General features: G+C 64.2%; 20 protein-coding genes and 1 tRNA gene. 16 read left to right on the forward strand and 5 right to left on the reverse strand.

All coding sequences use genetic code 11. From position 1 onward, the window contains the following. Positions 1 to 230 precede the first annotated feature (230 nt). Positions 231 to 446, forward strand: a complete 216-nt coding sequence (locus ACLARN_RS36155) for a hypothetical protein (protein ID WP_409495975.1) — start codon at positions 231 to 233, stop codon at positions 444 to 446. A gap of 61 nt (positions 447 to 507) precedes the next feature. On the opposite strand, the gene ACLARN_RS36160 is transcribed toward ACLARN_RS36155, so the two are convergent. Next, positions 508 to 687, reverse strand: a complete 180-nt coding sequence (locus ACLARN_RS36160) for a hypothetical protein (RefSeq protein WP_409495976.1) — start codon at positions 685 to 687, stop codon at positions 508 to 510. 179 nt (positions 688 to 866) lie between these two features. Here ACLARN_RS36160 and ACLARN_RS36165 point away from each other — a divergent pair, with 179 nt between their 5' ends. Next, entirely contained in the window at positions 867 to 1,163 is a 297-nt protein-coding gene (locus tag ACLARN_RS36165; protein ID WP_409495977.1) for a hypothetical protein, read from the forward strand. 29 nt (positions 1,164 to 1,192) lie between these two features. On the opposite strand, the gene ACLARN_RS36170 is transcribed toward ACLARN_RS36165, so the two are convergent. Both ACLARN_RS36170 and ACLARN_RS36175 read right to left on the reverse strand, forming a co-directional pair. Then, the gene (locus ACLARN_RS36170; protein ID WP_409495978.1) at positions 1,193 to 2,059 is read right to left on the reverse strand and encodes an RNA polymerase sigma factor; all 867 of its coding nucleotides are present in this window, start codon (positions 2,057 to 2,059) and stop codon (positions 1,193 to 1,195) included. A gap of 1,042 nt (positions 2,060 to 3,101) precedes the next feature. Next, positions 3,102 to 3,584, reverse strand: coding sequence for a hypothetical protein (locus tag ACLARN_RS36175; protein WP_409495979.1), 483 nt, complete (start codon positions 3,582 to 3,584; stop codon positions 3,102 to 3,104). A gap of 535 nt (positions 3,585 to 4,119) precedes the next feature. Between ACLARN_RS36175 and ACLARN_RS36180 the strand changes: the two genes are divergently transcribed. The 3 genes from ACLARN_RS36180 to ACLARN_RS36190 all read left to right on the forward strand — a co-directional run bounded on the left by ACLARN_RS36180 (position 4,120) and on the right by ACLARN_RS36190 (position 6,913). Next, entirely contained in the window at positions 4,120 to 4,983 is an 864-nt protein-coding gene (locus ACLARN_RS36180) for a helix-turn-helix domain-containing protein (protein WP_409495980.1), read from the forward strand. A gap of 40 nt (positions 4,984 to 5,023) precedes the next feature. After that, positions 5,024 to 5,263, forward strand: a complete 240-nt coding sequence (locus tag ACLARN_RS36185; protein WP_409495981.1) for a DUF397 domain-containing protein — start codon at positions 5,024 to 5,026, stop codon at positions 5,261 to 5,263. Positions 5,264 to 5,557: 294 nt separating this feature from the next. After that, positions 5,558 to 6,913: a hypothetical protein gene (locus ACLARN_RS36190; protein ID WP_409495982.1), complete on the forward strand. Its 1,356-nt coding sequence runs from the start codon at positions 5,558 to 5,560 to the stop codon at positions 6,911 to 6,913. Between the two features lies 1 nt (position 6,914). Here the strand turns inward: ACLARN_RS36190 and ACLARN_RS36195 are convergent, their stop codons facing one another. Continuing rightward, complete coding sequence (locus tag ACLARN_RS36195; protein ID WP_409495983.1) at positions 6,915 to 7,577, reverse strand: HAD family hydrolase; 663 nt, start codon at positions 7,575 to 7,577, stop codon at positions 6,915 to 6,917. 305 nt (positions 7,578 to 7,882) lie between these two features. Here ACLARN_RS36195 and ACLARN_RS36200 point away from each other — a divergent pair, with 305 nt between their 5' ends. From ACLARN_RS36200 to ACLARN_RS36250, 11 genes are all read left to right on the forward strand, one after another. Further along, the gene (locus ACLARN_RS36200) at positions 7,883 to 9,085 is read left to right on the forward strand and encodes an inositol monophosphatase family protein (RefSeq protein WP_409495984.1); all 1,203 of its coding nucleotides are present in this window, start codon (positions 7,883 to 7,885) and stop codon (positions 9,083 to 9,085) included. A 474-nt stretch (positions 9,086 to 9,559) separates the two neighbouring features. Then, the gene (fxlM, locus tag ACLARN_RS36205; protein ID WP_409496049.1) at positions 9,560 to 10,849 is read left to right on the forward strand and encodes a methyltransferase, FxLD system; all 1,290 of its coding nucleotides are present in this window, start codon (positions 9,560 to 9,562) and stop codon (positions 10,847 to 10,849) included. A 14-nt stretch (positions 10,850 to 10,863) separates the two neighbouring features. Then, positions 10,864 to 11,064 carry an FxLD family lanthipeptide gene (locus ACLARN_RS36210; RefSeq protein ID WP_409495985.1) on the forward strand — a complete coding sequence of 67 codons (201 nt, stop codon included), beginning with the start codon at positions 10,864 to 10,866 and terminating at the stop codon, positions 11,062 to 11,064. Between the two features lie 150 nt (positions 11,065 to 11,214). Further along, positions 11,215 to 14,226 carry a lantibiotic dehydratase gene (locus ACLARN_RS36215; RefSeq protein ID WP_409495986.1) on the forward strand — a complete coding sequence of 1,004 codons (3,012 nt, stop codon included), beginning with the start codon at positions 11,215 to 11,217 and terminating at the stop codon, positions 14,224 to 14,226. 1 nt (position 14,227) lies between these two features. Continuing rightward, the gene (locus ACLARN_RS36220; RefSeq protein ID WP_409495987.1) at positions 14,228 to 15,469 is read left to right on the forward strand and encodes a lanthionine synthetase C family protein; all 1,242 of its coding nucleotides are present in this window, start codon (positions 14,228 to 14,230) and stop codon (positions 15,467 to 15,469) included. Between the two features lie 32 nt (positions 15,470 to 15,501). Then, complete coding sequence (locus ACLARN_RS36225) at positions 15,502 to 17,679, forward strand: thiopeptide-type bacteriocin biosynthesis protein (RefSeq protein ID WP_409495988.1); 2,178 nt, start codon at positions 15,502 to 15,504, stop codon at positions 17,677 to 17,679. A 152-nt stretch (positions 17,680 to 17,831) separates the two neighbouring features. Then, positions 17,832 to 18,767 (forward strand): aminoglycoside phosphotransferase family protein, encoded by a 936-nt coding sequence (locus ACLARN_RS36230; RefSeq protein WP_409495989.1) that lies wholly within the window; start codon positions 17,832 to 17,834, stop codon positions 18,765 to 18,767. A 232-nt stretch (positions 18,768 to 18,999) separates the two neighbouring features. Next, the gene (locus tag ACLARN_RS36235; RefSeq protein ID WP_409495990.1) at positions 19,000 to 19,200 is read left to right on the forward strand and encodes a hypothetical protein; all 201 of its coding nucleotides are present in this window, start codon (positions 19,000 to 19,002) and stop codon (positions 19,198 to 19,200) included. Between the two features lie 572 nt (positions 19,201 to 19,772). Next, a complete protein-coding gene (locus tag ACLARN_RS36240; RefSeq protein ID WP_409495991.1) occupies positions 19,773 to 20,321 on the forward strand; it encodes a hypothetical protein in 549 nt (182 codons plus the stop codon). Between the two features lie 23 nt (positions 20,322 to 20,344). Then, positions 20,345 to 20,420, forward strand: a tRNA-Arg gene (locus ACLARN_RS36245). A gap of 79 nt (positions 20,421 to 20,499) precedes the next feature. Continuing rightward, complete coding sequence (locus tag ACLARN_RS36250; RefSeq protein WP_409495992.1) at positions 20,500 to 21,447, forward strand: hypothetical protein; 948 nt, start codon at positions 20,500 to 20,502, stop codon at positions 21,445 to 21,447. A gap of 427 nt (positions 21,448 to 21,874) precedes the next feature. Here ACLARN_RS36250 and ACLARN_RS36255 read toward each other — a convergent pair whose 3' ends face one another. Beyond that, the gene (locus ACLARN_RS36255) at positions 21,875 to 23,551 is read right to left on the reverse strand and encodes a helix-turn-helix domain-containing protein (protein ID WP_409495993.1); all 1,677 of its coding nucleotides are present in this window, start codon (positions 23,549 to 23,551) and stop codon (positions 21,875 to 21,877) included.

A 23,551-nucleotide genomic window follows, 5' to 3' on the forward strand; every position in this document is an offset into this window, starting at 1 on the left:
CGAGGTCCTTGAGCGGCTTAACCCGGCACGACGGAACCGCAGCTGTCCCCGCGCCGTGAAGAAAACCCAAAGCCGCTACAAGAAGAAAACCGGCCCAGCCAGCACCCGCTACGACACGCCACCAGTCGTCACAATCCGTGCCCGAAGTGGACTGGAACGGCCTCCAGCACCCTCGCTCACCTGCGGAAATGCTAAGTAAGTGGCATTGCCTGGGGAGGGGGAGGGGGGTCGTGCGCGAGGAAGATCTGCCCGGCCGGGAGGACGAACCGCGTGTCGACCGGGTTCGCTTCGATCGCCGCGTTGATGACCTTCGTGTTGTCCAGCGCCTCCGCGGGATTGTCGGGTACTACACCGACATCGATCGACCGGAGTGCCGTCGCCGGCCGCGTCCCGAGAGCAACTCCGGCCACACTGACCGCACCGACACCACCGGCCACCAAGAATGAACGCCTACCCAGATCCATCGCATTGCCTCCCCACAAGCCGATCGCCGCGTACCACCCATGACTATGCCGACGATCCGCGCGGATTCACCCCAGCAAACCAGCAGCACCACCCAAAGGTCGGCATAACCCAGTTCTCGGCACAGTCGTGGGCGCCGAAGTCCTGGCAGCGGACCCGGTCGACCAGCCAGCTGCGCAGCAGGCTGACCAGGCCTTCCTCGTCCTCCACCACGAGCACTCGCACGCTCACAACGGTAGCGGGCAAAACGGTCAATCCCTATATGCTCTTTCGGCTATCCCGCACGGACGAAACCAGCACCTGAATGATCTCTGGCATTACCCAGTTCATTGCCATCTGGGCATGGGCGACCGAGATCAGAGACGCTGGAAGTCCTCGCCGACGGAGACGAGGGGGTTTGCGTCATGGGGAACGGGGAGTATGTCAACCAGTTCTTCGACACGATTGATGACGACGCGCCGTGGCAATGGCGCAAGTGGTCAACGTTCACGTCAGCTGAGGTTGCTGCTCTCGACAAGGTTTTGCGAACACTCCTCGACGCGTGCGCCGCGACACCTCGGGTATGCGCCGATGACGAGTTCATCGCTTCGGGGTGGCCTGGGCGTGTCAAGCCGATCGCAGCTACGGCACTGGCGCTGATGCGGGCACGAGGCCGCTTTCGCGAGGACCACGAGGAAGACTCGCCTTCGATTACGAGCTGAGACTCCTTAGGTCATAGCTCGTTGCTCTGCTAGCTCGCTAGCCTCATGCAGATGACGGAGTACCCAGCCTCCATCGTCAGAGATTGTTGACGTGGTTGACGATTGTCAGCTCCGTTGCCGCATGAAGACTTCCCAGCGACGACCCTACGAAAGGCGCCGTTGTTGATCTCAGCGAGCTCCGCGGCCAGGCTACGACACGAACCGCAAACGTTGAGGTGCATCTCAACGTCCTGCCCTTTCCGTTTCGGCAACCCGTCCCGTATCCATGCTCCGAGCACTCTGATGGTGGGCTCGCACCGCATGGTTGCAACCTTCTCAAGGTGCGCTTGCAGGTATGCCTGCCGGAGCCCTTCACGAGCCCGGTACGCCAACGCATACACACCGTCGGGTGTCAGTCCGAGGTCCGGCGCTACCTCGACCGACGGCCGACCCTCAACCTCGGTCTGCCAGAGAACTATTTGCCAACGCTCGGGTAGCTGAGCGAATGCCTTTGCCGCAAGCGCTTGTTCCGCATGCCTGCTCACCGTGTCGTTGAACGGCACGCTGACCAGTGCGGGATCGGCTGCGTCCGCGACGTCCTCGCACAGTTGAGTTTTCCGGTCCTTGTATGTCTTGTCGTATGCAGTGTGCCGCAACGTCGTGAGCAAATACGCACGGAAGGCGGAGTCTGGCCCTCTGCCAGCGCGAAGGATGCGGAGGAGCTTGCTGAACGCCTCAGAAACCAGGTCATCGCGCTCAGTCGCCGACCGAACGAGCTGACGGGCCAAGTTACAGGCCGCGCCGACATGGCGCTCGTACAACTCGCCGTACGCCGTGACACTTCCGTCTCTGACAGCCTCGATCAACTCGGAGTCTGGTCGATCATGAACAGCGCCGATCGTCTTGGTGTCAAACATTTTTCCCTGTTGCCAAAGGATTTCAGTCACTGGCTGCAACGACCGACGATCTAGGACCAGCAGGCTTGCCCCGCCGGTTCCGTGATCGCCTGGACGCGCGACAGGCGTGCACCGAAGACGATGGCACCATCCACCCTGCTCACTGCGACGATCGACAAGGTGAGTAAGCACTTGTGCACCCCAATTCTTGATCTTCGACGGACCGCGATTCACGACTAGGTAAGCGATTCCGCGTATTCGACAGTGGGGATCACGGCAGTTCGTTCTACTGGGTCTTCGAACCGCAGGCGGTGATCATCCATGACAATCTCATGTCGCCCCGGTCCTGACAGTGTTTCCAGCAAGGACTCTGCGAAAGCTGGAAACAGAGCGGCCATTGCGCGCACGCAGCACAATGGACACAAGTTGTCCGGAACCGGCGGTCGCTGTTCCCAGATCTCCTCGATAGGAAGTCCGCAAAGGCCGAAGCACTCGTTGTCCGGCCACACGACGTGTACCCGCCCGGCATATCGTTCCGCAGTCCCGCCATGCTGGTTGGTGCCCCAGTAAAGCAGCGAACTCGGCTCTGCCTGCGTCTGCTGCATTGCTCACCGAACCGACGTTGTCCGACGGTCGGCCACAACCTGCGCAGCCAACATTTCGACGGCGCGGAGCGAGGCGCCCCGACGTTGGGCCGCGCTTCGGGCTTTGGGCAACCATGCCGCACGGTATGGGGCTGGCGTATCCAGCTCGGCGCCGTGACGAACGGGACGTTGGCGAGCGGCACGCTCGACGAGGTCTGCACGAAGGCAGGGAAAGCGCGGGCCGGTCATGACGAGCGAAGACTTGCTATATCCGTTATGGGACCTGGACGAGTCGTCGCATTCAGCGGCGGTGGGGCATGCAGGGTTGCCATGCTCATCGTCGATCTGTCCTTCCATGGTGGGCGTTAACGCAGGCAGAAATGTGACTGGGGGTTGAGACCGGGGGCCCGATCCAGGTCGGGGTCCGCATCGGGCCGCCGAAGTTGGGTCGCTAACTCCGCCGCGCTTGAACTGCTCGGTCAGCGGCTTGCCGGAGGCGCCATAGCTCTCGTCGTTGCGATCACCGCGGACTGCGGCGGGAAGTCGCTCAGCGCCTTCGGGCGGCGCTCCCATCGCCAGAGGTTGAGGCGTTCGTCTTCCGGAGACGGAAGAACGACGTGGTCTCCCTGAGGCGTGATCGAGGCGCCCAGCCGGAGCAGATCGGCGAAGACTGCCTCGTCGAGCGTGTGGCCGGGGCCGGTGATGAACGTCCAACGCTGCGTGTGAGGCCGCTCGACCACGGGACCCGCGAGCATCCGAACTCGAAGGGCGGCGAGCACGCGGCGGCCGAGGTCGAGCGGCATGGTGGCTGCGCCGACCAGCCCTCCGATGGGAAGAAGGATGCGCCGCGTAGCAACATCTACGGCGGCAGGCAGGCAGTATTCGCTGCGGTAGAAGGCGCACCGTTCCTCGGGAGTTGAATCCGAGCGTGTAGCTGGACTACCAGTGGTCGACGTGGTCACGACGAGCCACCTCCTTTGAATTGGGCAGGGCGATCAGGCAGCACGGGTTGCGCTGCGGGTTGGAGCCAAACGGTCATGTGCTGCTCGCCCCCGAGCAGTTGGCGCATGCCGGGGGCTGCGTGGCCGGGCGACGAGATGCTCGACACCCTGGGAGGTGAGGGCGGCAACCGTCGTCTGCGGTGCCTCGGGGCGCGGGCACGGTGGGACTTCTTCGCGGCACCGCCGGATTCGGCGTTGCTCGCTGAGGTACCACCATCCGGCACCGGCTCCGGCCACGCAGCCGACCATGAGAAGGAGCGCCGCTGCTATCGCCAACCCAGACCCCCACGACGTCTCAGCGGGGGCACTAACGGCACTGGGGGCGACCGCGGCCATCACAGCGGCGATGCTAACTTGTGTACTCATCGCTCTGCGCTCCTTCGGGCCCTGGAACTTTGCTGCGGGTGTACTTAGACGGTAACTTGTGTACTCCGATTAACTAGGCGACCGATTGGGTGAATTGTGGATACGCTCCGCAACCGGACACCCTGTGGAGGTGAAGGATTCCGTGACTCAGCCACTTGAGCTGCCGCCACCAGTGATGAAGGTCGTCCTCGGCAATCAGCTGGCCCGTCTCCGGGATGCGGCAGAGGTCACCCAGGACAACGCGGCCGGCGTCCTCGGATGCACCCAGCAGAAAATCGCCCACATCGAAGCTGGTAGCGGGATCAAGCTGATCGAGCTGAACGCGCTGCTCGACCACTACTCCGCCAACGAAGCAGACCGGGCCTACACACGAGACCTGCAGGCCGAGAGCAACCGCCGAACGAAGCGCGGCGCCTTCAGCACCAGGTTTCGGCAGTACCTGCGGCTGTTGGTCGACATGGAGCCGAGCTGCAACCGGTACTCCTCCTACCAGGCTCTGGTCATCCCCGGACTCCTGCAGACCGAGGACTACATGCGCAAGAACGCACGCGCCTGGAGGCCCTCTCTGACGGCCGACGAGATCGACGAGTACGCCGCGAATCGGCTTGCCAGGCAACGTGTGCTGGACAACGCCGGCCAGCAGTTCTGGTTCATTCTCGACGAGGCGGCGCTGCGCAGGACAGAGGGCGGACCGGTCATGAAGGCCCAGATCACGCGGCTCGTGGAGATCATCGACCGGCCGAACGTCGAGCTTCAGGTCGTGCCGTTCAGCGTTGGCTACTACATGGGCCAAGGGCACGACTACACGATCTTCGGCTATGACACGAAGCCCGCAGTTGCCATTATCTACCTTGAGCAGCATGACGGCGGCGAGTACGTCGACAACAGCAAACGGACGGCGCGGTACCTGACTCTCTTGGACCACCAGAAGGCGGCAGCGAGCGGGCCCGAGCAGACGCGGCGGACCTTGCTCGACATCGCCTCGTCGTTGTAGCTGGCCTACAGCTTGAGAACGGAAGGGCACGAGGGAGCAGATGAAGATCCAAGACGCCCACAAGCGCCACCTCGACACCAACTTCACCGAATGGCAGAAGTCGCCGCTGAGTAATCCGCCCGACAACCAGTGTGTCGAGGTGTCGTTCAGCAGCGACGCGGTCGGGATGCGGGACAGCCGGAACCCGAACGGCCACGTGCTGGTCTTCGACCACGGCGAGTGGGAGGCGTTCATCGGCGGGGTCGAAGCTGGAAGCTTCAGGCTGCCGAAGGCTCAGTAGGTCGGCCGGGCAGCGATCCGATCGCTGCCCTCCGGCCGGCACCTGCTGATCTTCGGTCACTGTCTCTGGCATCCCTGGGTTGGCTGGTAATTGTCCACTGTTGATCGAACCCCTACTGCTGGCGGGTGGCTACCGTCCACAGACCGGCCATTGCCCGTCCATACCCCTGCCAGCGTCGCGAACGGCCGCCGCAGCTCCTACGCTCAGATACGCGAGACATCACCAGCTCGACCGAAGGAGGACGAGGTGGGAACAGGACGGGCTTCGGCGCCGAAGCACCCACCGAATACGCGGTTGACCTGGCAGCGACTCCAGCGGGGCTGGAGCCGCGAAGAGCTGGTGGAGCAGATTAAGCAGAGCATGAAGCGGGCCACCGACGGAGAGTCCGGCCTGAATTCGGACGTCGTCCGACGGTGGGAAACCGGCGATCGTAAACCCGAGCCTCGATACAAGAAGCACCTCGTACTGGTCTTCGAGAAGCCAGCCAGCGAGCTTGGTCTGCTGTCCGCGGAAGAGCTGGCGTTGTGTCCGGCGGAGCCAGCGCCGATGACGACCAACGCGCTCGCGAACGAGCAACTCGTCGACACTGTGCTGAAGAAGGTGATGCTGGTGGTGTTGGGCGGCAATGCGGAGTTTGGTCGGCACCTGTTCTTACGGGGCGTCCTCGGCGCGAGCCTGGCTCCGCTGTTCTCCAACGGGGTTGCAGTTCCCGACAGCATCGAGGCGCTCATCAACGGACAGCGGACTCGACTGGATCCGCGGTCGATTGACGCGTTTACGGCCGTCACGGCTTCTCACCGCGACCTATACTGGACTAGTTCAGCGATCGAACTTCTGCCGTCCGCAGCGGCCCACGCTCGCCTGGGCAACGGCATGCTCAAATCAACATCCGACGCCGACGGACCGCTCGCGCGGCAACTAGCCGCAGCCGTCGCCGAGTCTGCCCTCCTCGTCTCGCGACTCGCCTTCTTCGACTTTGCCCACGAGGACGAAGCGGAGCAGTACTTCCAGCTCGCGGAGGACGCCGCGGAGGCGTCGCAAGATCACGCCCTGTCCGCCGCGGTATTGGCTCACCGCGCGTTCGTGCCGGGCTTCGCCGAGAAGGAACGGCCAGCACGCGACTTCCTGAAGGCCGCTCACGCACATGCGCGCTACGGTGCGGGTCCTTTGCTCCGCTCGTGGCTGCACTGCGTCGACGCTGAGATATCGGCCCGTACCGGCCAGCCGAAGACCAGCGTCGCCCGCATCCGCTCGGCCGAGGACGCGTTGGTGAGCGCCGGAACTGACCCGCTCTGGCTCGACTACTTTGACGCATCTCGACTCGACGGGTTCGCTGGCAATACTTTGCTGCTAGCGGGCCAGAACCGTCTTGCTGCAGCCCGGCTGGAGCAGGCGGTCGACGGTCTCGCCGAGACTGCCACCAAGCAGCGGGCCGTCCTGCTCTTCGACCTCGCCACAGCGCAAGCGCCTGTCGACGCTGACCAGGCACTCGCCACCGCACAGCAAGCGTGCGACGTGGTCGGACGCGTCCCGTATGCAGCTGCACTCCAGCGGGTGCCAGATATACGTGCCGCCTTGAGAGCTACCCCCCAAGCTCAGGAGTTGGACGAGCGAGTCCGCGCTCTGACCAGCGCCGGTGGCGACGTGTAGCTCAGCTGCGCTTGGCGTTATGGGCGAGCACCCGAGTAGGCAGTTCTGCCAAGCCGTCGAGTTGAAACAGGCACTGCTCTTCGACCTCGGGATGGTGGAGGATGTGGCCCCAGGGCCCGCGGCGGATGAGAGCGGTCGCAATGCCAGCGTCCTGAGCTGGTCGGACGTCGTTGTCCAAGCGGTCTCCGACGTACAGCACCGAGCTCGCGGCAACTCCGGCCTCCTCGATCACTCGATCAAAGAAGCCCCGCGACGGCTTTTCCACACCCCAGCCGTCGGAGGTGCCAATTACGTCGACGGGCAACTCCAGCACCTTGAGAATCTGTTCCGCCCGTGCCGTCTGGTTGCCTGCCAGGCCAACTCGAAGACCGGCAGACTGAAGTGCTTGGAGGCAAGGCCGCACATCGCTGTACAGGTCCTCCTCGGAGAAGCTCTCCGGCTGTCCGGCGGCGGCCCGACGCTCGCGTTCGACAGCGAGATCAAACCCTGGCCTGAACACCTGGAAGGTCTCCCGGTAGTCCTTGCCCTGGGCGATCACTGCGCCGAACACAGCTGAGAACGTGTGGCGCGGAACCTTGAGCCAATCAGCCCAGGTCCCGTACTCGCGGGTCTCGTCGACCAAGATTTCGCCAACATCGAAGAAGACCGCTTCGATCCTTGCCACGTGGAGTTCCTCCCTGCCCGATGTGCCGCTCTGCTGCCATGGTGCCGGACCTCGGCGCCCGGCTGTGCGGTCGGCCCCAATCTGCGGCTCCACGCGGCTGTCGTCTTGTTCGTCGGACGGCGGATGGACGGGCAGTGGACGGTACCTCGTCACGAACTTGCATTGTTAACTGTCTGTCTCATTCCAAACACGTGCCGTGACAGAAGGTACGGACGTACCGAACACCCAGTGCACACGGTCTCGTCGGCCTCCGCAATCGCCGGAGTTCGCGACCTCCCGAAGACCAACACGTTCAGGAGAACCCGGTGTCTACTCTCGACATGCCAGCCTTGCTCGGCGCCGCGCAGGCCGCCATGGACAAAGCAGTCGAGACGCTCATGCACAGTCAGCACGCTGAGGTGCGGACGAAGGGCGACCGCGATCTCGTGACCGACGTTGAACTGGGCATCGAACACCTTGTACGGGACCATCTCCAGGAACACTCGCCGGACATCGGCTTCCTCGGCGAGGAGACCGGCGCCGCGGGCGACCCAAACGTGTATTGGGTTCTAGATCCCGTAGACGGAACAGCGAACTTTGTCCACGGAGTTCCACTGTGCGCGGTGGTCCTCGGACTTGTCCAAAGTAGTCAGCCAGTTCTGGGCGTCGTTGACCTTCCCTTCATCGGCCACCGCTACTGGGCGGTACGCGGGGGCGGAGCATTCAGGAACGGCAAACCGATCGCGGTCTCCGGCACCTCAGCTATAGGGGAGGCAATGATCTCCCTTAGCGACTACGGAAAAGGCGACGGAGGTGCCGTTCGTATCCGGACTTCCTTCGAGCTTGACCGTGCGCTTACCAAGCGAGCACAACGAGTTCGACGGCTCGGCTCTTCCGCTGTCGAACTCGTATGGGTTGCCGACGGCACACTCGACGCCAGCCTCACGCTGGGCAACCACAGCTGGGATACAGCAGCGGGCGCTGTCATCGCACTCGAAGCTGGCGCACTCGTCGTGGACGCAGACGGCAGTCCACATAGCACCAACTCGCGATCTGTCATCGCAACAACCCCTGCCCGGCAGGACACTCTGCTGCCGCTCGTGCAGATAGTCCGCGGCACCCCCTACTGGCCTGCACCCACGCCCATCGGCATTGACCACCAGGTCGGAGGCAGCAGGCAAAGCGCGAAGCACAAGGTGGGGACAACAACGTTCAAGGCGACGATCGGCATCGGCATCGGTGACGACGACACGGTAGACGCGATCACCGAGGTCGAGTTCTTCACCTCCGACGAAGCACGATCGTGGATCGAGCAGACGCTCCCCGAAACGGAGTTTCCCGAGTGGGTGAAGCAGCGACCATTCGGGCCGGCCGGAGCCTTCATTCTCGGTTCGATTCAGCAAGGTTCCTACGTTGCAGTGCCCGACGACGTGGCTTGGGTGCCGAAGGACAGCACCGCCGAGGACCTGGACGCCGTTCTGGCCGAAGGGCGTGTGCGGTGGTGCGGCAGTCCGGACGCGGCGGTGTGACACGTGGGCGGGATACGCGAATCGGTGGCCGTGATCGTCGCGGCCGACAGTCCGCTCGGCCGAGCCGCCCGAGCGATCGACGACCTGGCTGGACATCTACCGCCGCCAGACGAGCCGCGTGCATGCCCGCTCTGCTCGATCCAGTCCTGGCCCTGCGCTCGGTTCGACGATGCGGCCCGCCGCTTGCAGGCCGCCGGGCTACGACTTACCGATCTTCTACCGCCGGATCTTCACGAACGTCTCCGGCACTTGACCCTCCAACCGCCGTCCAGACCGCCAGCTCGTGGTCCGGCTGGCGACTGGTTCGACCAGGAGCGACACGATGGATAACGAACACACCGCGATCGAGCCGCCGAGGAATTCTTGCCAAGAGTAACGGTATCGATACCGTACGTCGTCTTTGTGTTACACCAGGGGAACGAGCTTCTCCACCAGCCCGCAGTGCGATACGACAAGGAAGATCAGTTGAACGACATGGTCACTCCCCCAGAGGGGAACAACGAGGCCGCCGGTTCTGAGCGCGCCGCCCGACTACGCAAGGCGATGGTCGACGAGCTGGTCGCCGAGGGCACAATCGTGTCGGCCCAGGTCGAGGCCGCAATGCGCAAGGTTCCTCGCGAACTGTTCGCGCCAGGCGTAGACCTGCAGGAGGTCTTCCAGCTGTACAACGGCGTGGTTACCAAGCGCGACGAGGCTGGGACCTCGGTCAGCTCGGTGTCTGCACCGCAGCTGCAAGCACACATGCTGGAGCAGGCGGAGATCACCGAAGGCATGAGGGTCCTGGAGATCGGGTCCGGAGGGTACAACGCCGCGCTGCTCGCCGAGCTTGTCGGCCCATCTGGTCAGGTCACTACGGTCGACATCGACCAGGACATCACCGATCGAGCGCGCCGCTTCCTCGGGGAGACTGGATATTCGAGGGTGAACGTCGTGCTTGCCGATGCCGAAGCTGGTGTCGCCGAGCACGCCCCCTACGACCGGATCCTGGTCACGGTCGGCGCGTGGGACGTACCGCCGGCCTGGGTGGAACAGCTCACCCCGACCGGACTCCTCGTTGTTCCGTTGCAGGTCAGGGGACTGTCGCGGACGATCGCCTTCGGGAAGACCGACGAGTGCCTGGCCAGTCGGTCGGCGCGCTTGTTCGGATTCGTGTCAATGCAAGGCGCCGGGGCGCACCAGGGCAAGCTGCTGGTCATGCGCGGGGGCGAGGTCACCCTCCGCTTCGACGATGACTTCCCCATTGACCCAGCCGAACTGGAAGGTGTCCTGGACACGCCGCGGGTGGAGGTTTGGAGCGGTGCCAACATCGGCCGGTTCGAGCTGTGGGCCGGCACCCAGATGTGGCTCGCCACGGCGCTGCCCGGTTTCTGTCGCGTGGTGTTGGACAAGAAGCTGGACAGTGGCCTGATTTCCCCACCCGGAAGCCACTCAGCCGCGATGGCTGTTGTCGACGGCGGCAATCTCGCCTATGTCACGACGCGCAGCAGCACGGCCAATGAGTCGGACGTCGAGTTCGGCGTCCACGCGTTCGGACCTGACGCGGAACGGCTCGCCGAGGACGTGGCTAAGCAGCTCCGTATCTGGGAGCGGGATCACCGCAATGGGCCCGGCCCACAGTTCCGCGTTTACCCGGCAGGCGCCGCCGATGACCTGCTGCCTGAAGGGCGTGTCGTCGACAAGAAGCACAGCCGGATCACGATCTCCTGGCCAGATGCGGCGAACGCCGCGGCCGGTCGGGGTGCCCTGCAAGAAAACACCAAATAAGGAGAGTGACCCACATGTCGGAGGTCCTGTTTTCGGGTGGCACCACCGCGTTGGCCGAACGGCCCGTCGCGGGTGACGACGAGTTCGCACTGGACGTACGGGTCGTTGTGGCCTACGCCCCAGTCATGGGGGATTGCCCGACAGACGACGGGTGCGGCAACACCTGCGCGGGCAACGACAGCGCCTGCAACTCGTTCGCAGACGACCCGTCCTGACCTACGGGTTGCTGCTGGTGCGCTGCGGCGCACCAGCAGCAACCCTGCGGCCGCACCGTCGCAGGAGGCGAGAAAGTGCCATCCAGATCATCCGCGATATACGTGCCTGGAGGTGCGGCCGTGCTACGCGCCAGCACCGACCCAGGCGGGTTGGATCTGCCCAAAGCCCTGAACTTGTACGGCGATGACGTGCTGCAGCGCGGCATAGCGTGGCTGACGACGCAGTGGCAGCGGGCGGATGTTCGTACCGCCGTGGGTTACGCAAGTCCGGCCCTGTCCCGCCAGATCGACGAGATGGTAGCTGCCGGAAGTCGTGATCCCCGAGCGGTTCGTCGGGTCGTCATCTCCTTGGCGTCCTACCTACTTCGATGGCAGCAGCGCCCCACCCCGTTTGGCCTCTTTGCTGGGGTCGGCTTGGCACGGATCGGTACTGCGGCCAAGGTTCGTTGGGGCCTTGAGCATCGAGTTGCCGTTCGTACGGATGCGGCCTGGCTCGGCGACGTCATCGCACGTCTGCATCGATGTATGCCGCTGATGGAGCGGCTATCCGTGGTCGCCAACAACGCGGCCCACGTTCGCGGTGATCGGGTCGTCGCGCCAGGGCCGCCCCCGGACGGAGCTGGCCAAGAGTTGGCGCCGATCGAAGTGTCCATAGGTCTCAGCCGACCAGTCCGAGCTGCGGTCGATGCGGCTCAGAAACCTGTGCTGTTCGGCGCTCTCCGCCAACAGCTCCTGGCCCGTTTTCCCGCAGCGACTCTCCAGCAGGTCGACAACATGCTGGCGGGGTTGCTCGACCAAAGGATCCTGATCAGCAGCTTATGCGCGCCGATGACCTGCCTGGACGCACTCGACCACGTCTGCGCGGAACTGGAGGCCGTCGAGGCGAAGGCAATCCCTGAGATCACGGATACCGTGCGCGAGCTCACGGCGATTCGCGGGCAGCTGGCCGGAGATGCCCTCGCCGCCGTGACCGACACCGCGGTTACCAGACAGATGCAGGCGTTGAGCACGGTCGCGGAAATGCCTCTCCTTGCCGACACGATCTTGGATTGTGACGTCGAAATACCGGAGCAGGTGGCTCAGGAAGCTCGCGACGCCGTCCTTGCCCTGTATCGCCTTTCCCCGTATCCGTTGGGGTACCCGGCCTGGCGCGACTACCACTCGCGGTTCCGCGCACGCTACGGAATCGGTGCGCTCGTGCCGGTCCTGGAGTTGGTTGCCGACAGCGGGCTCGGCCTCCCGGCCGACTACCTTGGCTCGTCGCGCGGGCGCGCCGCCCGCCAGATGAGCGAACGCGACGAAAAGCTGCTCGCGATGATCCAGCGGGCGACGCTGGATGGCACAGGCGAAATCGTCCTGACCGATCAGGCGATTGAGGACCTCTCGGCCAGCGACCCCGCCGACCTGCACCTGCCTGCTCGTGTCGAGGTGGCCGTCGAGATTCGCTCCGCCGGTATAGAAGCGTTGTCGCGCGGCAGGTTTACGTTGGCGGTGACCGGGACGCCAAGGCCCGGCAGCAGCATGGCCGGCCGCCACTCGCACTTGCTGCCCGAAGACGGCCGTGCCGCGGTCACCGCCTCCTTCACCGCGGCCGAGCCTGGCGCCGTTGCCGCCCAGCTGTCCTTTGCACCACGTAAGCGCCGCAACGAGAACGTCGCGCGGACCGAGCAACTGCTGCCCCACGTGATTCCCATTGCCGAACACCACGAGCGGGACGAGCACCTGATCAACTTGGCAGACCTCGGCATCACAGCGGACGACCGTCGGTTCTACCTCGTCCAGATATCCACCGGCCGGCGCGTCGAGCCGCGCGTGACCCACGCCCTGGAGGCCGGGGTCCATACCCCGCCCCTGGCCCGATTCCTCGCCGAGATCTCGACCGCCCGAGCTTCGGTGTACAAGGCGTTTCACTTCGGGGTCGCAGCCAGGCTCCCGTACCTTCCCCGAGTTCGATACCGGCGAACCGTCCTGTCTCCGGCGCGCTGGCTACTGGCGACCGGTGACCTACCTGGCCGCCGTGCCTCGTTCGCTGCGTGGGGGGCCAGGCTGGACGCATGGCGCCGGCAATGGCGTGTCCCCGACCGCGTTGCCCTGGTCGAACTGGACCGGAGACAGCCAGTGGACCTGGACCATCCGTTGCACCGACTCCTGCTGCGCACCCGCCTGGACCGCGGAGGCCAACTCGAACTGCGTGAAACCTCGGGGCGGGAAGACATCGCGTGGATTGGCCGAGCTCACGAGGTTCTCATCCCACTGGTCTTGGATTCCGCTGCCGCTGCAAGCCGACCGTCATCGATCGCCGTTCCACACCGGGTTGTTGCCAGCGACGCCAGCCACCTGCCGGGAGATTCACCCATCCTGTGCGCTCAGATCTACGGACACCCAGGTCGCTTCGACGAAGTTCTCACCGAGCGACTTCCCAGCTTGCTCGGCGCCTTCGGCGATACCGCTCCGAACTGGTGGTTCCGCCGCCATCGCCAGATGGGCCGTCCCGATGACGACCAGTACCTGGTCCTGTACCTGCGCCTACCCCAGCCATCCGCCTATGGCTCGGCTGGTGAACGCCTTGCCGAGTGGGCGAGCACGCTGCGCAGCGAACGCTTGCTGTCGCACTTCGCGCTGACCACCCACGAACCCCAAACCGGGCGCTACGGTCACGGCTCCGCCATGGAGCGCGCGTATGACGTGTTCGCGGCCGACTCCGCAGCTGCTCTCGCGCAGATCGACTTGGCCTTCCGAATTGGGACGCACCCTCAGGCCGTGGCAGCTGCCAGCTTCGTCGACCTCGCCGTGAACTTCGCCGGCTCTGTGCAGAGCGGGTCGGATTGGCTGCTCCGCGAAGTTCGTCAAGTGCACGGGCGGCTGGATCCGGCGCTCCGCGTCCGAACGCTGAAACTGGTCGACCCGGACGGCACCTGGGCGTCGTTGCGTTCTCTGCCGGGCGGAGAGAAGGTCGTGACTGCCTGGCAGCACCGCGCCGTCACACTTGGTGCTTACCGAGAAGCCCTGGCCGAGCAACGTGATCCACTGACGGTTCTGCCCTCGCTCCTACACCTGCACCACATCCGTGCAGTCGGAGTCGATCCGGCGCTTGAGCGCGTGACCGGCCGGTTGGCTCGGGCCTCCGCGCTCCGCGCCGCTGCTTGCCGCGGGAAGGATTAGCTTGGGAACCACGACGAATGCTCCAGCCGATCTCGCTGCGATCGCCGAGTGGCACACCACCAACTTGGCACTGCCCAAACCACGTCCGGAGGACGAGCCCTGGGCTGATCAATCTCTCTCCAAGGGCACCGCCGGAATCGCCCTGCTGCACATCGAACGTGCCCTCACCAGCCGCGGGACCTGGCGACAGGGACACCTGTGGATCACGAAGGCCGTCACCGGGCAAGTCAGCGCCACGGACACCTCCGGCCTCTACCTCGGGGCTCCCGCGATAGCGTTCATGCTGGACGCTGCGGCGACCGGTGCCACCAACCGCTATCGAGAGGCCCTCGCGGATGTCGACGGCCATGTGGCCGCGCTCGCCCACCGCCGCGCCGAAGCCGCGCTCGTACGCATCAAGGCGAGCGAGTTTCCTGGGTTCCGCGAGTACGACGTGTTCTTTGGCTTGAGCGGCATCGGCGCGCTGCTCTTGCGTCGTGCCTCCGGCAGCACCGCAATGCAGCGCATCCTGGACTACCTCGTTGCCCTGGCCAGACCACGTCGGGTCGATGGCGAAGTACTGCCTGGCTGGTGGGTCGGCCACGACCCTCACCGTCGAATCTCCGGGACTTACCAGGACGGCCATGGCAATTTCGGTGTGGCCCATGGGATCGCCGGCCCTCTGGCCTTACTCAGCCAGGCCATGCGGCGAGGGATCATCGTTGACGGCCAGCACGAGGCGATCATCACCATCTGCGAATGGCTCGACTCCTGGCAGCAGGACGGCGCTGCCGGCCCCTGGTGGCCAGAGTGGATCACCCTGGCAGAGCTGCGCACCGGCCGGCCTCACCAGCCCGGTCCGGCACGCCCCAGTTGGTGCTACGGCACGCCGGGGATCGCCCGTGCTGGCCAGCTCGCTGGCATCGCCACCGGTGATGCCCACCGACAGCGGATGTACGAACAGGCGCTGGTTCGCTGCCTCGACGCCCCCGAGCAGATAGCTCGGATCACCGACGGCGGCCTGTGCCACGGCTGGGCCGGGCTATACCAAACTGTCTGGCGATCGGCCCAGGATGCCGGAACCCCCGCCTTAGCCGAACACCTCCCGCGCCTGGCCACGCACCTGGGTCAACACGCCAACCACGAGCCAGTGGCGAAGCGCGGCTTTCTCGACGGCGCAGCAGGAACAGCTCTTGCCTTGCACACCGCCGCGCACAACACCGCGCCGACCTCCGGATGGGACGCATGTCTACTCATCGACTAGCACCACGAGGTGCAGAACCACGAAGCGGTGGCGTGGACGAGTCCGCGGTCGCACAAGGCACGGAACACGCCGTTCTGCTGGTACTGGCCGGGACTTCTCTGAATGAAGCCGCCGCCACCGCACCTGTCGAGCCCACGGATCTTGCCGAGGCCGTCGAGGTCTACCGGCAAGCCGGGCGGCAGGCCCTCGAACGGCAAGCAGCCTCGGGCTGGTGGCAGATCTACATCCAGTTCATCGATTGGAATACCGCGGAACAGTCGGCAGCCGACACCATCGTGCCGCTGCTGCACCGCGCTGAAGAGGACGGCCTCGTCACTAAGTGGTGGTTCATGAGGAAACACCCCTGCTGGAGACTTCGGCTCCACCCAGGCCCGGACGGACACGCGATGCGGGACCGCCTCCGAGCGGCACTCGATGAACTCGCTACCGACGACCGAATCGCCCGGTGGTGGCCCGGCATCTACGAAGCGGAGACACCAGCTTTTGGTGACTGGGCGGGCATGGAGGCTGCCCACGATCTGTTCTATGAGGACAGTCGCGCCGTCATGCACCTCGCTCACAACGGCGACGTCGGGCTGGGGCGACGCGAACTGTCGCTGTTGCTGTGCAACATCCTGGTGCGCGCAGCGGGATTGGAGTGGTACGAGCAGGGCGACGTCTGGCACCGGGTCGCCCAGGAACGCCCCCTGCCAAAGGACGTCTCTGCCGCGAAGCTGACCGCCATGGCCAGCGACCTCAAACAGCTGATGCTCGCTAACGTGGCTCCCGACGGGCCGCTGCTGCGCACAGAAGGCCCCCTGGCCTCGTCCGCAGACTGGGCCAACGCCTTCCGGCAGGCTGGCCAGAAGCTGGGGTCCGCGGCCCGCGCGGGGACGCTGCAGCGCGGCCTTCGCGAGGTTCTGAGCTACCTGGTGATCTTCCACTGGAACCGCCTTGGGCTGCCAGCTCGAACACAAAGTATTCTCGCGTGGGCGGCGCGCACCGCCATCCTGGGCCTGCCTGAACATATGTCGCCCAACCCGACTTCGGCTGAACCGATCCCTCGGTCACCAGGGCCGACACCGACGGTGCACGCGGACGAAAGTGCCGCTGAACGAGCGCTGGTCCGTTTTCCGCTGGTATCACAGCACCGATTTCCCTGTCCTGACCTGGAAACCCAGGTACGCAAGGTCCGTGACTGCGCAAGCTCGTGCCGGGAGCCAACCACCGCGGACGAGCGGATCAACCGCGCCTGCACTGTGTGGAACCTATCCGCGCTGCTCGCGGCCGACTGCGGTCTGCCCGACGTCGCGATCGACCTATGCCAACGACAGTTCCAAGTCTTCCGAACAGCAGCGGCGCCCCTGTCCGGCGGTGCGGCGATCGCTTCGCTGCAGCCATTGGTGAATCTCGCCCGGCTGACCCGACGGGCAGGCGCCCCTGAAGCCGCGCATCGCGAACTCGAAGCGATCAACCACGCCGTTCACAATGGTGGCAAGGCGCTTATCCATGGTGAACTAATAGACTTCGATGGCCTTATCGCGAGCAAAGACTCCACTGTGGACACCTGGCTTCGGCAAGTCATGCGCGAGGATGGAACCCGAGCACTTGTCGCAGCTGGCCAGTGGATGAACGCCGCAGCGCATGCCGAGAAGTACGATGATGAAAGAAGTCGGCTCCGCGAAGCTCGCCAGACGTGCATCATCGCTCTAGCCCTCAACGGTCAAGTTGGCTCCGCACTCGAACTTGTCGACAACACTGTTACAAGCGACGACTCGGAGTGGGCCGTAGCGGCCTGCCTTCGCAGCTACTTGCTCCTCAACGATCGTGGTCTCGGCGCTGGTGATGTCATCGACATGCTCAACGCAGTTCGGCGTGTCTGCTGGGTTTCGGACCGACCCACGAGGCTATTCCGGGTCCGTCTCGGGCTGGTCGGTGCCGACCTCGCCATCGCAGCACAAGTGGACGCAGGACATCTATGCACTGAACTGATCGAGGATGCCGAACGATCGGGAGATGCGCTCGTTGCGCGCGAAGTACTGGCACACCCAGGATGCCGAGCGCTGGCAACTCCAAACCAGGCCGAAACCTTGGAGCTAGTCGTCGAGCGAGCAGGATTTGACGCTGGACAGATCCCTGAAGTGCTACTGGCCGAACTCATGGCATCCGTTCAAGCCGCCGGAACTGTCCTTACAGAGACCCTCGGCGGCACTACCAGCGGCCAGAGTTGACCCACAGCTGACCCGGCATACGTCCACCGTGGCGAACTGGCCCGTCCGCTCGCTAAAGCGGACGAACCAAATGCTCGCTCGACTCGAAGGGGCGCCTTGACACAACACAGAGTGTTGCGAGCCTCCTATACCGACTAGATCAAGGAACTGCTTTGCCAAACACCACAGCATTACCGAACGGCCTGCTCAACGAACTTCGCAACTTCCGCCACCACGACCCAAGCCTGCTCGACGGCGAGCTTCCCGGACTGCGTCTCCGTCGTTTGCCCGGTGGCCGCAATAACCGAGTCTTCGCCTGGGATGGTCCCGACGGCGAGGTGTGCCTCAAGCTCTACCGCACAGACAAGCGCGACCGCGCTGCTTGTGAATTCCAGGCCCTAACTCACCTCGCCGGCTCTGGGATCAATGCCGCACCACGGCCGCTGTTTCTCGATCCCGACGCTGAGCTTCCCGCGGTCGCCATGACCATGGTTCCTGGTCGTCCTCTACCTAAGCTCGACGAACCGACCAATGCCCTGGGCGCCGTAGTCGACGTGCTCGCCCAACTGCGTGAGATCCCGCTCGGCCCGTTCGCCGAAACTCCGCGGGTCGACTCGGCCACGGACTTAATCAAGCGGCTCACCGACACTTGGTCGAACCAACTCGACGAGCACGACGACGAACCGCTCACCAGCGAGATGCACGCTCTGCTCGATGGCTGGCGCGAGCGCGGCGACGCCGAGACCCTTGCCGAACCTGCGCCGAGGATCTTCTCCCGCGGGGACTCCAACCTCCTCAACTGGCTCTGGGAGGCCCCCGACATCCGCGTGGTGGACTGGGAGTTCGTCGGCTACAGCGACACCGCCTACGATGCCGCCGAACTGATCGAGCATCTCAGTGCCCACGCCATCGACGACGCCCTGTGGATCTCACTGCTGCCCAACCTCGGCATCAACGATGAAGCCAGTCGGCAACGATTCCTCGCCGCCCAACGCACCGTCGCACTCCGCTGGCTCAGCGTGCTATGGAAACGCCGCAACACCCGAATCGACGAATTTGAAAGCCAGCACAGCCGCGTACGGAAACTCATGAAGCACGACTTCATGTAGGAGAAACCGTTGTCCTACGGGCACGCCGGCTGCCTCAGTGCCTGCTGACGATCGAACCCCAACCGCCTTCCTGCCTAGCATCGGTGATCTTTTCCGGTCCCCGACCGACTCGAAGCCCCACTGCTGGTCGACGTACGGACTGACCGGCGGCAGCGGCCAAGGCACTGGAGACCAAAGGAAAACGACCCAGCTACAACCTCATGAAGCAAGTCCTCAAAGGACTGTGCCGTTTATGAAGGGACGCACGATGACTATCTCTCAAAGCCACGAGGAAGCGCTTGTCGAACCGGTGTGGGCAATCGACCTGGCCTCAGTGCCGTGGACAGCCTACGAGGACGAGCATCTTCCGACCGGCGAGCAGGCCGCGCTACTAAAGATCGTCAAGCCCAACCGCTGGTCCACGGGACCGATCTCCGCTGACTGGGCCTCGTAACGTTGTCCACGGCTCTCATACCCACATGCCCGTAGCTTGACGTCGCGCGAGTTTCTGATGTGGCCCCTTCGACGCCGCAGGCCAGTCTATCCGCGGCCTGCGCGCTCGCCTGCGCAAGCCCGGATTGCACGTGAGCGCATTGACGACCTCAATGCGCGACGCCGCGCTCTGGACCCAGAGGCCACCGAGGTTTTACTGCTACCAAACCTATGGAATGACGACCTTGACACGATCGACTCCGCCTTGGCGGCGAACACAGGCGTCCCTCTTGAGACAGATCATGATCCACCTTGCCGATGAGCGACCCAAATGATGAGCTTAAGGTCGGGCCTTTTGCTACATAGAACCAAATCCACCACCTTGCATAGTTCGCCGAGGAAGCCATGTGTGGCAACCATTTGACAGAATCCAAAGTCATTTACTGTGACCTCGACCTCATAGACCGGATCTGCCGTTCGGCCGAATCGAAGGCCCTGCGTTCCACCGGACCGAGGCCCACGATGCGTATGACCCGTCTACCTCCGGACGACATGGTCTGGTCACCGTCCGACGCCGCTCGTTACGACGCAGACTTGGTTCTGGAGCTGTACATCCAAGGCAGGTCATACCGGGAAGTAGAAGAAGTGACCGGCTACTCCCAAGATCACGTAAGGGAGCTCGCACGCTCGGCCGATGCCGAACGACATCCCCATGAAGACCTTGTCATCGCGAGTTGGCGAGTCGCTTCGCGGGCCAGGCTCTCCAGGATGCCGGCCGCCGACCTGATGTACGCCTGGATGGACGGCGCCGAGCCCGAAGATCTCGCCGACAAATACAACGTGCCCGCCGACTTGCTGTGGGATGTCATCTCAGCCGAGATTGCCAAAACCACCAGGAAGTCGCTTCGCCGCCGTCCGATAGTCCGGTCTCCCATCAAACCTCTGGACTGCCTGGATACCTGCGATTTCGCCTGCGTTCAAACCTGCGCTTACACAATTCAAGGCACCGGTGCACAGGACTCGCCGCCCAGGCCCGATCTGTCTCCAAATTGGCCACCACAAGCACGTCTCAACCTGGCGATAGCCATAGACCCGAGGGGTCGCGCGAACTGGACACGATCGCCCCTGGAGAACGTCGAGTGACGAGGACCATCATTCAGATCCATGCCCTCGTAGCTCAGCGGATAGAGCAGGAGCCTTCTAAGCTCAGGGTCACGGGTTCAAATCCCGTCGAGGGCGCCAGAGCGTTTCACGAGCCCACCATGCTCGATGTCGGCATTTCAAATCGCGGCGTCGAATGATGCACAGTATCGAGAAATACATGCCTAAACTTCTCTCATACGATGTTGATGACGACGAGGCTGCCGAGCAGTACGTGCGCGGTGCGCTGCGCAGATCGCAGCGGAGCAACTGGAAGGCTTTGATAGCCGACGATCGCATCATGCAGACGTACCGTGCGCTGTGTCGAATCGAGGCCCGCGCAGCCCAAGCCCACATCCGCCACCGCGAGGCGATCAGGCAGGCCGAGATCGACCGAGACGCGGGCCTGATCAGCGACATAGAATTCGCCGAAGAATACGGATCCTTCGTGAATTGGCGACAGCGTGCTTCTGTGTTCGACGGAATTCTGCGACAGTACCGGGATATGGTCCTGGACCGAGTGTGGATCGTGCGCCGGGATCCGGTCGTGGACTGCCTACGGCGCTCACTGCTGACCCTGGCGCTGGCCGTCGATGCCCACCGGGATGCCCACGCAGGAGAGGAGTCCCTGGCCGACACCGCGTTATGGGCGAGACTGAGCACGCTGACGTGGCCAGTCTCGGCGGGTGCCGAGTTCCGCACTCTCGCCGACGCAGTGGCGGCCGAGCGAGCCCGGCGGGGACCTGCGCGTATCAACAGCGATGCGTTCATCGAGTTCGAAGGACTGCGAGTGTTCGGCGAGACCGTGGATGTCGCCAACCTGATCCTGGAGCTCACTGATCACATCGAGCCCTCGATCTCGCGGCCGACGCTCATCGAGCTATGGAAACAACGAACTCCAGACCTGATCGACACCGCTGCAGCAAAGGCCACGACCGACCGCCAAGTCGGCAACTACGCCTCGCACCGTCTACGAAAGGCTCTGCTGTTCCTGGAAAACCTTGCTGTGATCGCCCGTGAAGCCGAGGAAGCCAGTCCGCGGATCACTGTGACCGATCGAGCTAAGCTCGGCGAACTGCGCCGCAGATGGGACGACACGTACTTCGAGGCGTACGGGCTCGGGCGCTGAAGGCAAGTAGTCCTACCATCTGCCGGGACGGGCCCTGCGGGGAGCCGTTCTATTCCGTTGCGCGCTTGGCGGAGGCTGTCCGCCGCGGCGGACAGCGACGCCCACCAGGCGAGCAGGCAGCTGCGGGCCAGATAGACGAAGGCGTCCAAGGTCAGCGGGAGATCGGCGTTGCGCCAGCCGAGTCCTCCCGCGCGCCAGACCGGCACGATGTCTTCGACGCCACCCGCATGCTCAGCACCCGCCAAGTTCTTGGTCGTGCGGGTTCATCCCGGCCGCAACCCGGTCTGTAGGTGGTGATTTCCCACGGTCAGTGGCGGGTCAGGGGCACTGTGCTTCACTCCAATGATCATGGTGCTGACCAGTGCAAACGCTCTCGAATGATGATCTTGTAACTGTGGGTGACACGGCCATCTCGCGTCCGCATGTGTCAGCTCGCGGGAGTGTCGACCTTGATCATGAAGTCGTGCGGGCCAGTCCGGATCCGAACGTCGAGCCCGCGATGCAGACGTAGGTAGGCCGCAGCGGCGACCAGTGCGGGGTCGGGCGTGACCCCCTTGCTCGCTTCGATCAGTGCGACCTCTGACTGGGAGGTGCCAGCCAGAGGTCGTGATGTGATCACAAGGCCAGGCTCGGCCGCGGCTGCCGTCAGTCGCGCTGCGGGGTACGTCATGTGCAGTTCGTCGACAAGCGCCACAGCTTCTGCGAGTGGCGACGGGTCGGTAACCACCACCACCTCGGCTTCGTGCATGACTCGCGTGTCCCGCTCCCGGTCTGTAGCCACGATGAAGTCGCGTTCCGCATGGTCGCCGGGTACGAACGGGTAGCGCTCCAGTCTGATTTCCTCGCCAGACGCCTCCCGCACAACGACACGGAACGATGCAGGCTCTCTCACCTGCGTGTGTGCCGGGGGCGGAAGGGCCCGGACTGCAGCGCGGTAGGACGGTTCGTCGATGGAGAGCATCTCGTAGAACTTCGTCCGTAGCACGTGTGCCGCATGCCCTGCCTCCTCGGGCAGTGGTCTGGAACGCGCCGGTCGCGTCAACTCGTGTACGGCGTTCGCCAGTTGGCCGGGCAGATTCTGCTTGGTATCGATGGCCGGAATGCCGAGCATGGCGCTATAGAGGCTGACCGATCCGGCGTCGCCGATGAAGGCGTCTGCGGCGGCGACGATGGGCTGCCAGCCATCGTCCGGGTCGATGAGAAGCAGTCCGCTCTCGACGGCGTGCTGATGCCACATCCGCACCTGGTGTCTGCCGTGCCCGCGCCAAATGTTGGGGTGCAGCACCAGCGAGACCTTGTACGCGTCCGCCGGGAGTTCGGCGAGGAGGCGTAGCGGGAGGTCCGGATGCTCGTTCAGCAAGGAGTCGGAGCCCCAGGTCGAGCTCAATACGACCAAGTGGTGATGAGAGCGGACGCCAAGAGCTCGGCGGTAGAGCGAACGGAATTGCCGGCTTGCCAACAACTGCTCGTAGACGGGGTCGCCTTTGGCGCCAACAGCGAGTTGGGCGATCGGGCCGCGCAGCTCCCGCAGTCGATCACTGGCGTGTGCGGCGATGATCAGGTCGTAGTCCGCTGCGACCGCCTGGCGCCAGGGCGTCACGAGAACACCCAGTTCTTTCAGATGCTTGTGGAGGCGCGGATCGGGCGCAGGGGGCTGGTCGATGGTGAAAATGAGCTGAATGCGGTGATCGGCTTCGAAGGCGGCGGCAGCGGCGAGCACGCGCTCCAACGACTCCGGGGTGCGTACGACCAACATGACCAGACGGGTCGGCGCGTATGTAGTCCAACGCTCCATCCGCTCGGAGGAGGGAGCAGCAAGCTGCTCCTGCAGCACGCTTCGCTTGGCGAGCCAGGCCGCGCTGTCACCACCACACGTCTTGACATACGCGGTGAGCGCTTCAGCGCTTGGGACGCGTTTGCCCGCCGAAATGGCGTACAGCGTGGACATCGGGATGTCAGTGGACTTCGCGAGCGCCCGCATCGAGGGTATGCCCGCCCGGTCGCGTAGGTCGCGCAGCTCGGCGGCGAACGCGGCCAGCGGCCCAGCCTCGGGGTCTACCGGAGCTGGAGGACGCGACACTAGACACCCTCCCGTTTTTCTCAT

The organism is Amycolatopsis sp. cmx-11-12, assembly GCF_046269425.1.
In the GTDB taxonomy this organism is placed as follows: domain Bacteria; phylum Actinomycetota; class Actinomycetes; order Mycobacteriales; family Pseudonocardiaceae; genus Amycolatopsis.

Coding starts and splice junctions, on each gene's coding strand:
- ACLARN_RS36165 (WP_409495977.1), top strand. CDS start 867: ATGGGGAACGGGGAGTATGTCAACCAGTTCTTCGACACGATTGATGAC.
- ACLARN_RS36170 (WP_409495978.1), bottom strand. CDS start 2,059: ATGTTTGACACCAAGACGATCGGCGCTGTTCATGATCGACCAGACTCC.
- ACLARN_RS36185 (WP_409495981.1), top strand. CDS start 5,024: ATGAAGATCCAAGACGCCCACAAGCGCCACCTCGACACCAACTTCACC.
- fxlM (WP_409496049.1), top strand. CDS start 9,560: ATGGTCACTCCCCCAGAGGGGAACAACGAGGCCGCCGGTTCTGAGCGC.
- ACLARN_RS36210 (WP_409495985.1), top strand. CDS start 10,864: ATGTCGGAGGTCCTGTTTTCGGGTGGCACCACCGCGTTGGCCGAACGG.
- ACLARN_RS36235 (WP_409495990.1), top strand. CDS start 19,000: ATGAAGGGACGCACGATGACTATCTCTCAAAGCCACGAGGAAGCGCTT.
- ACLARN_RS36250 (WP_409495992.1), top strand. CDS start 20,500: ATGCCTAAACTTCTCTCATACGATGTTGATGACGACGAGGCTGCCGAG.
- ACLARN_RS36255 (WP_409495993.1), bottom strand. CDS start 23,551: ATGAGAAAAACGGGAGGGTGTCTAGTGTCGCGTCCTCCAGCTCCGGTA.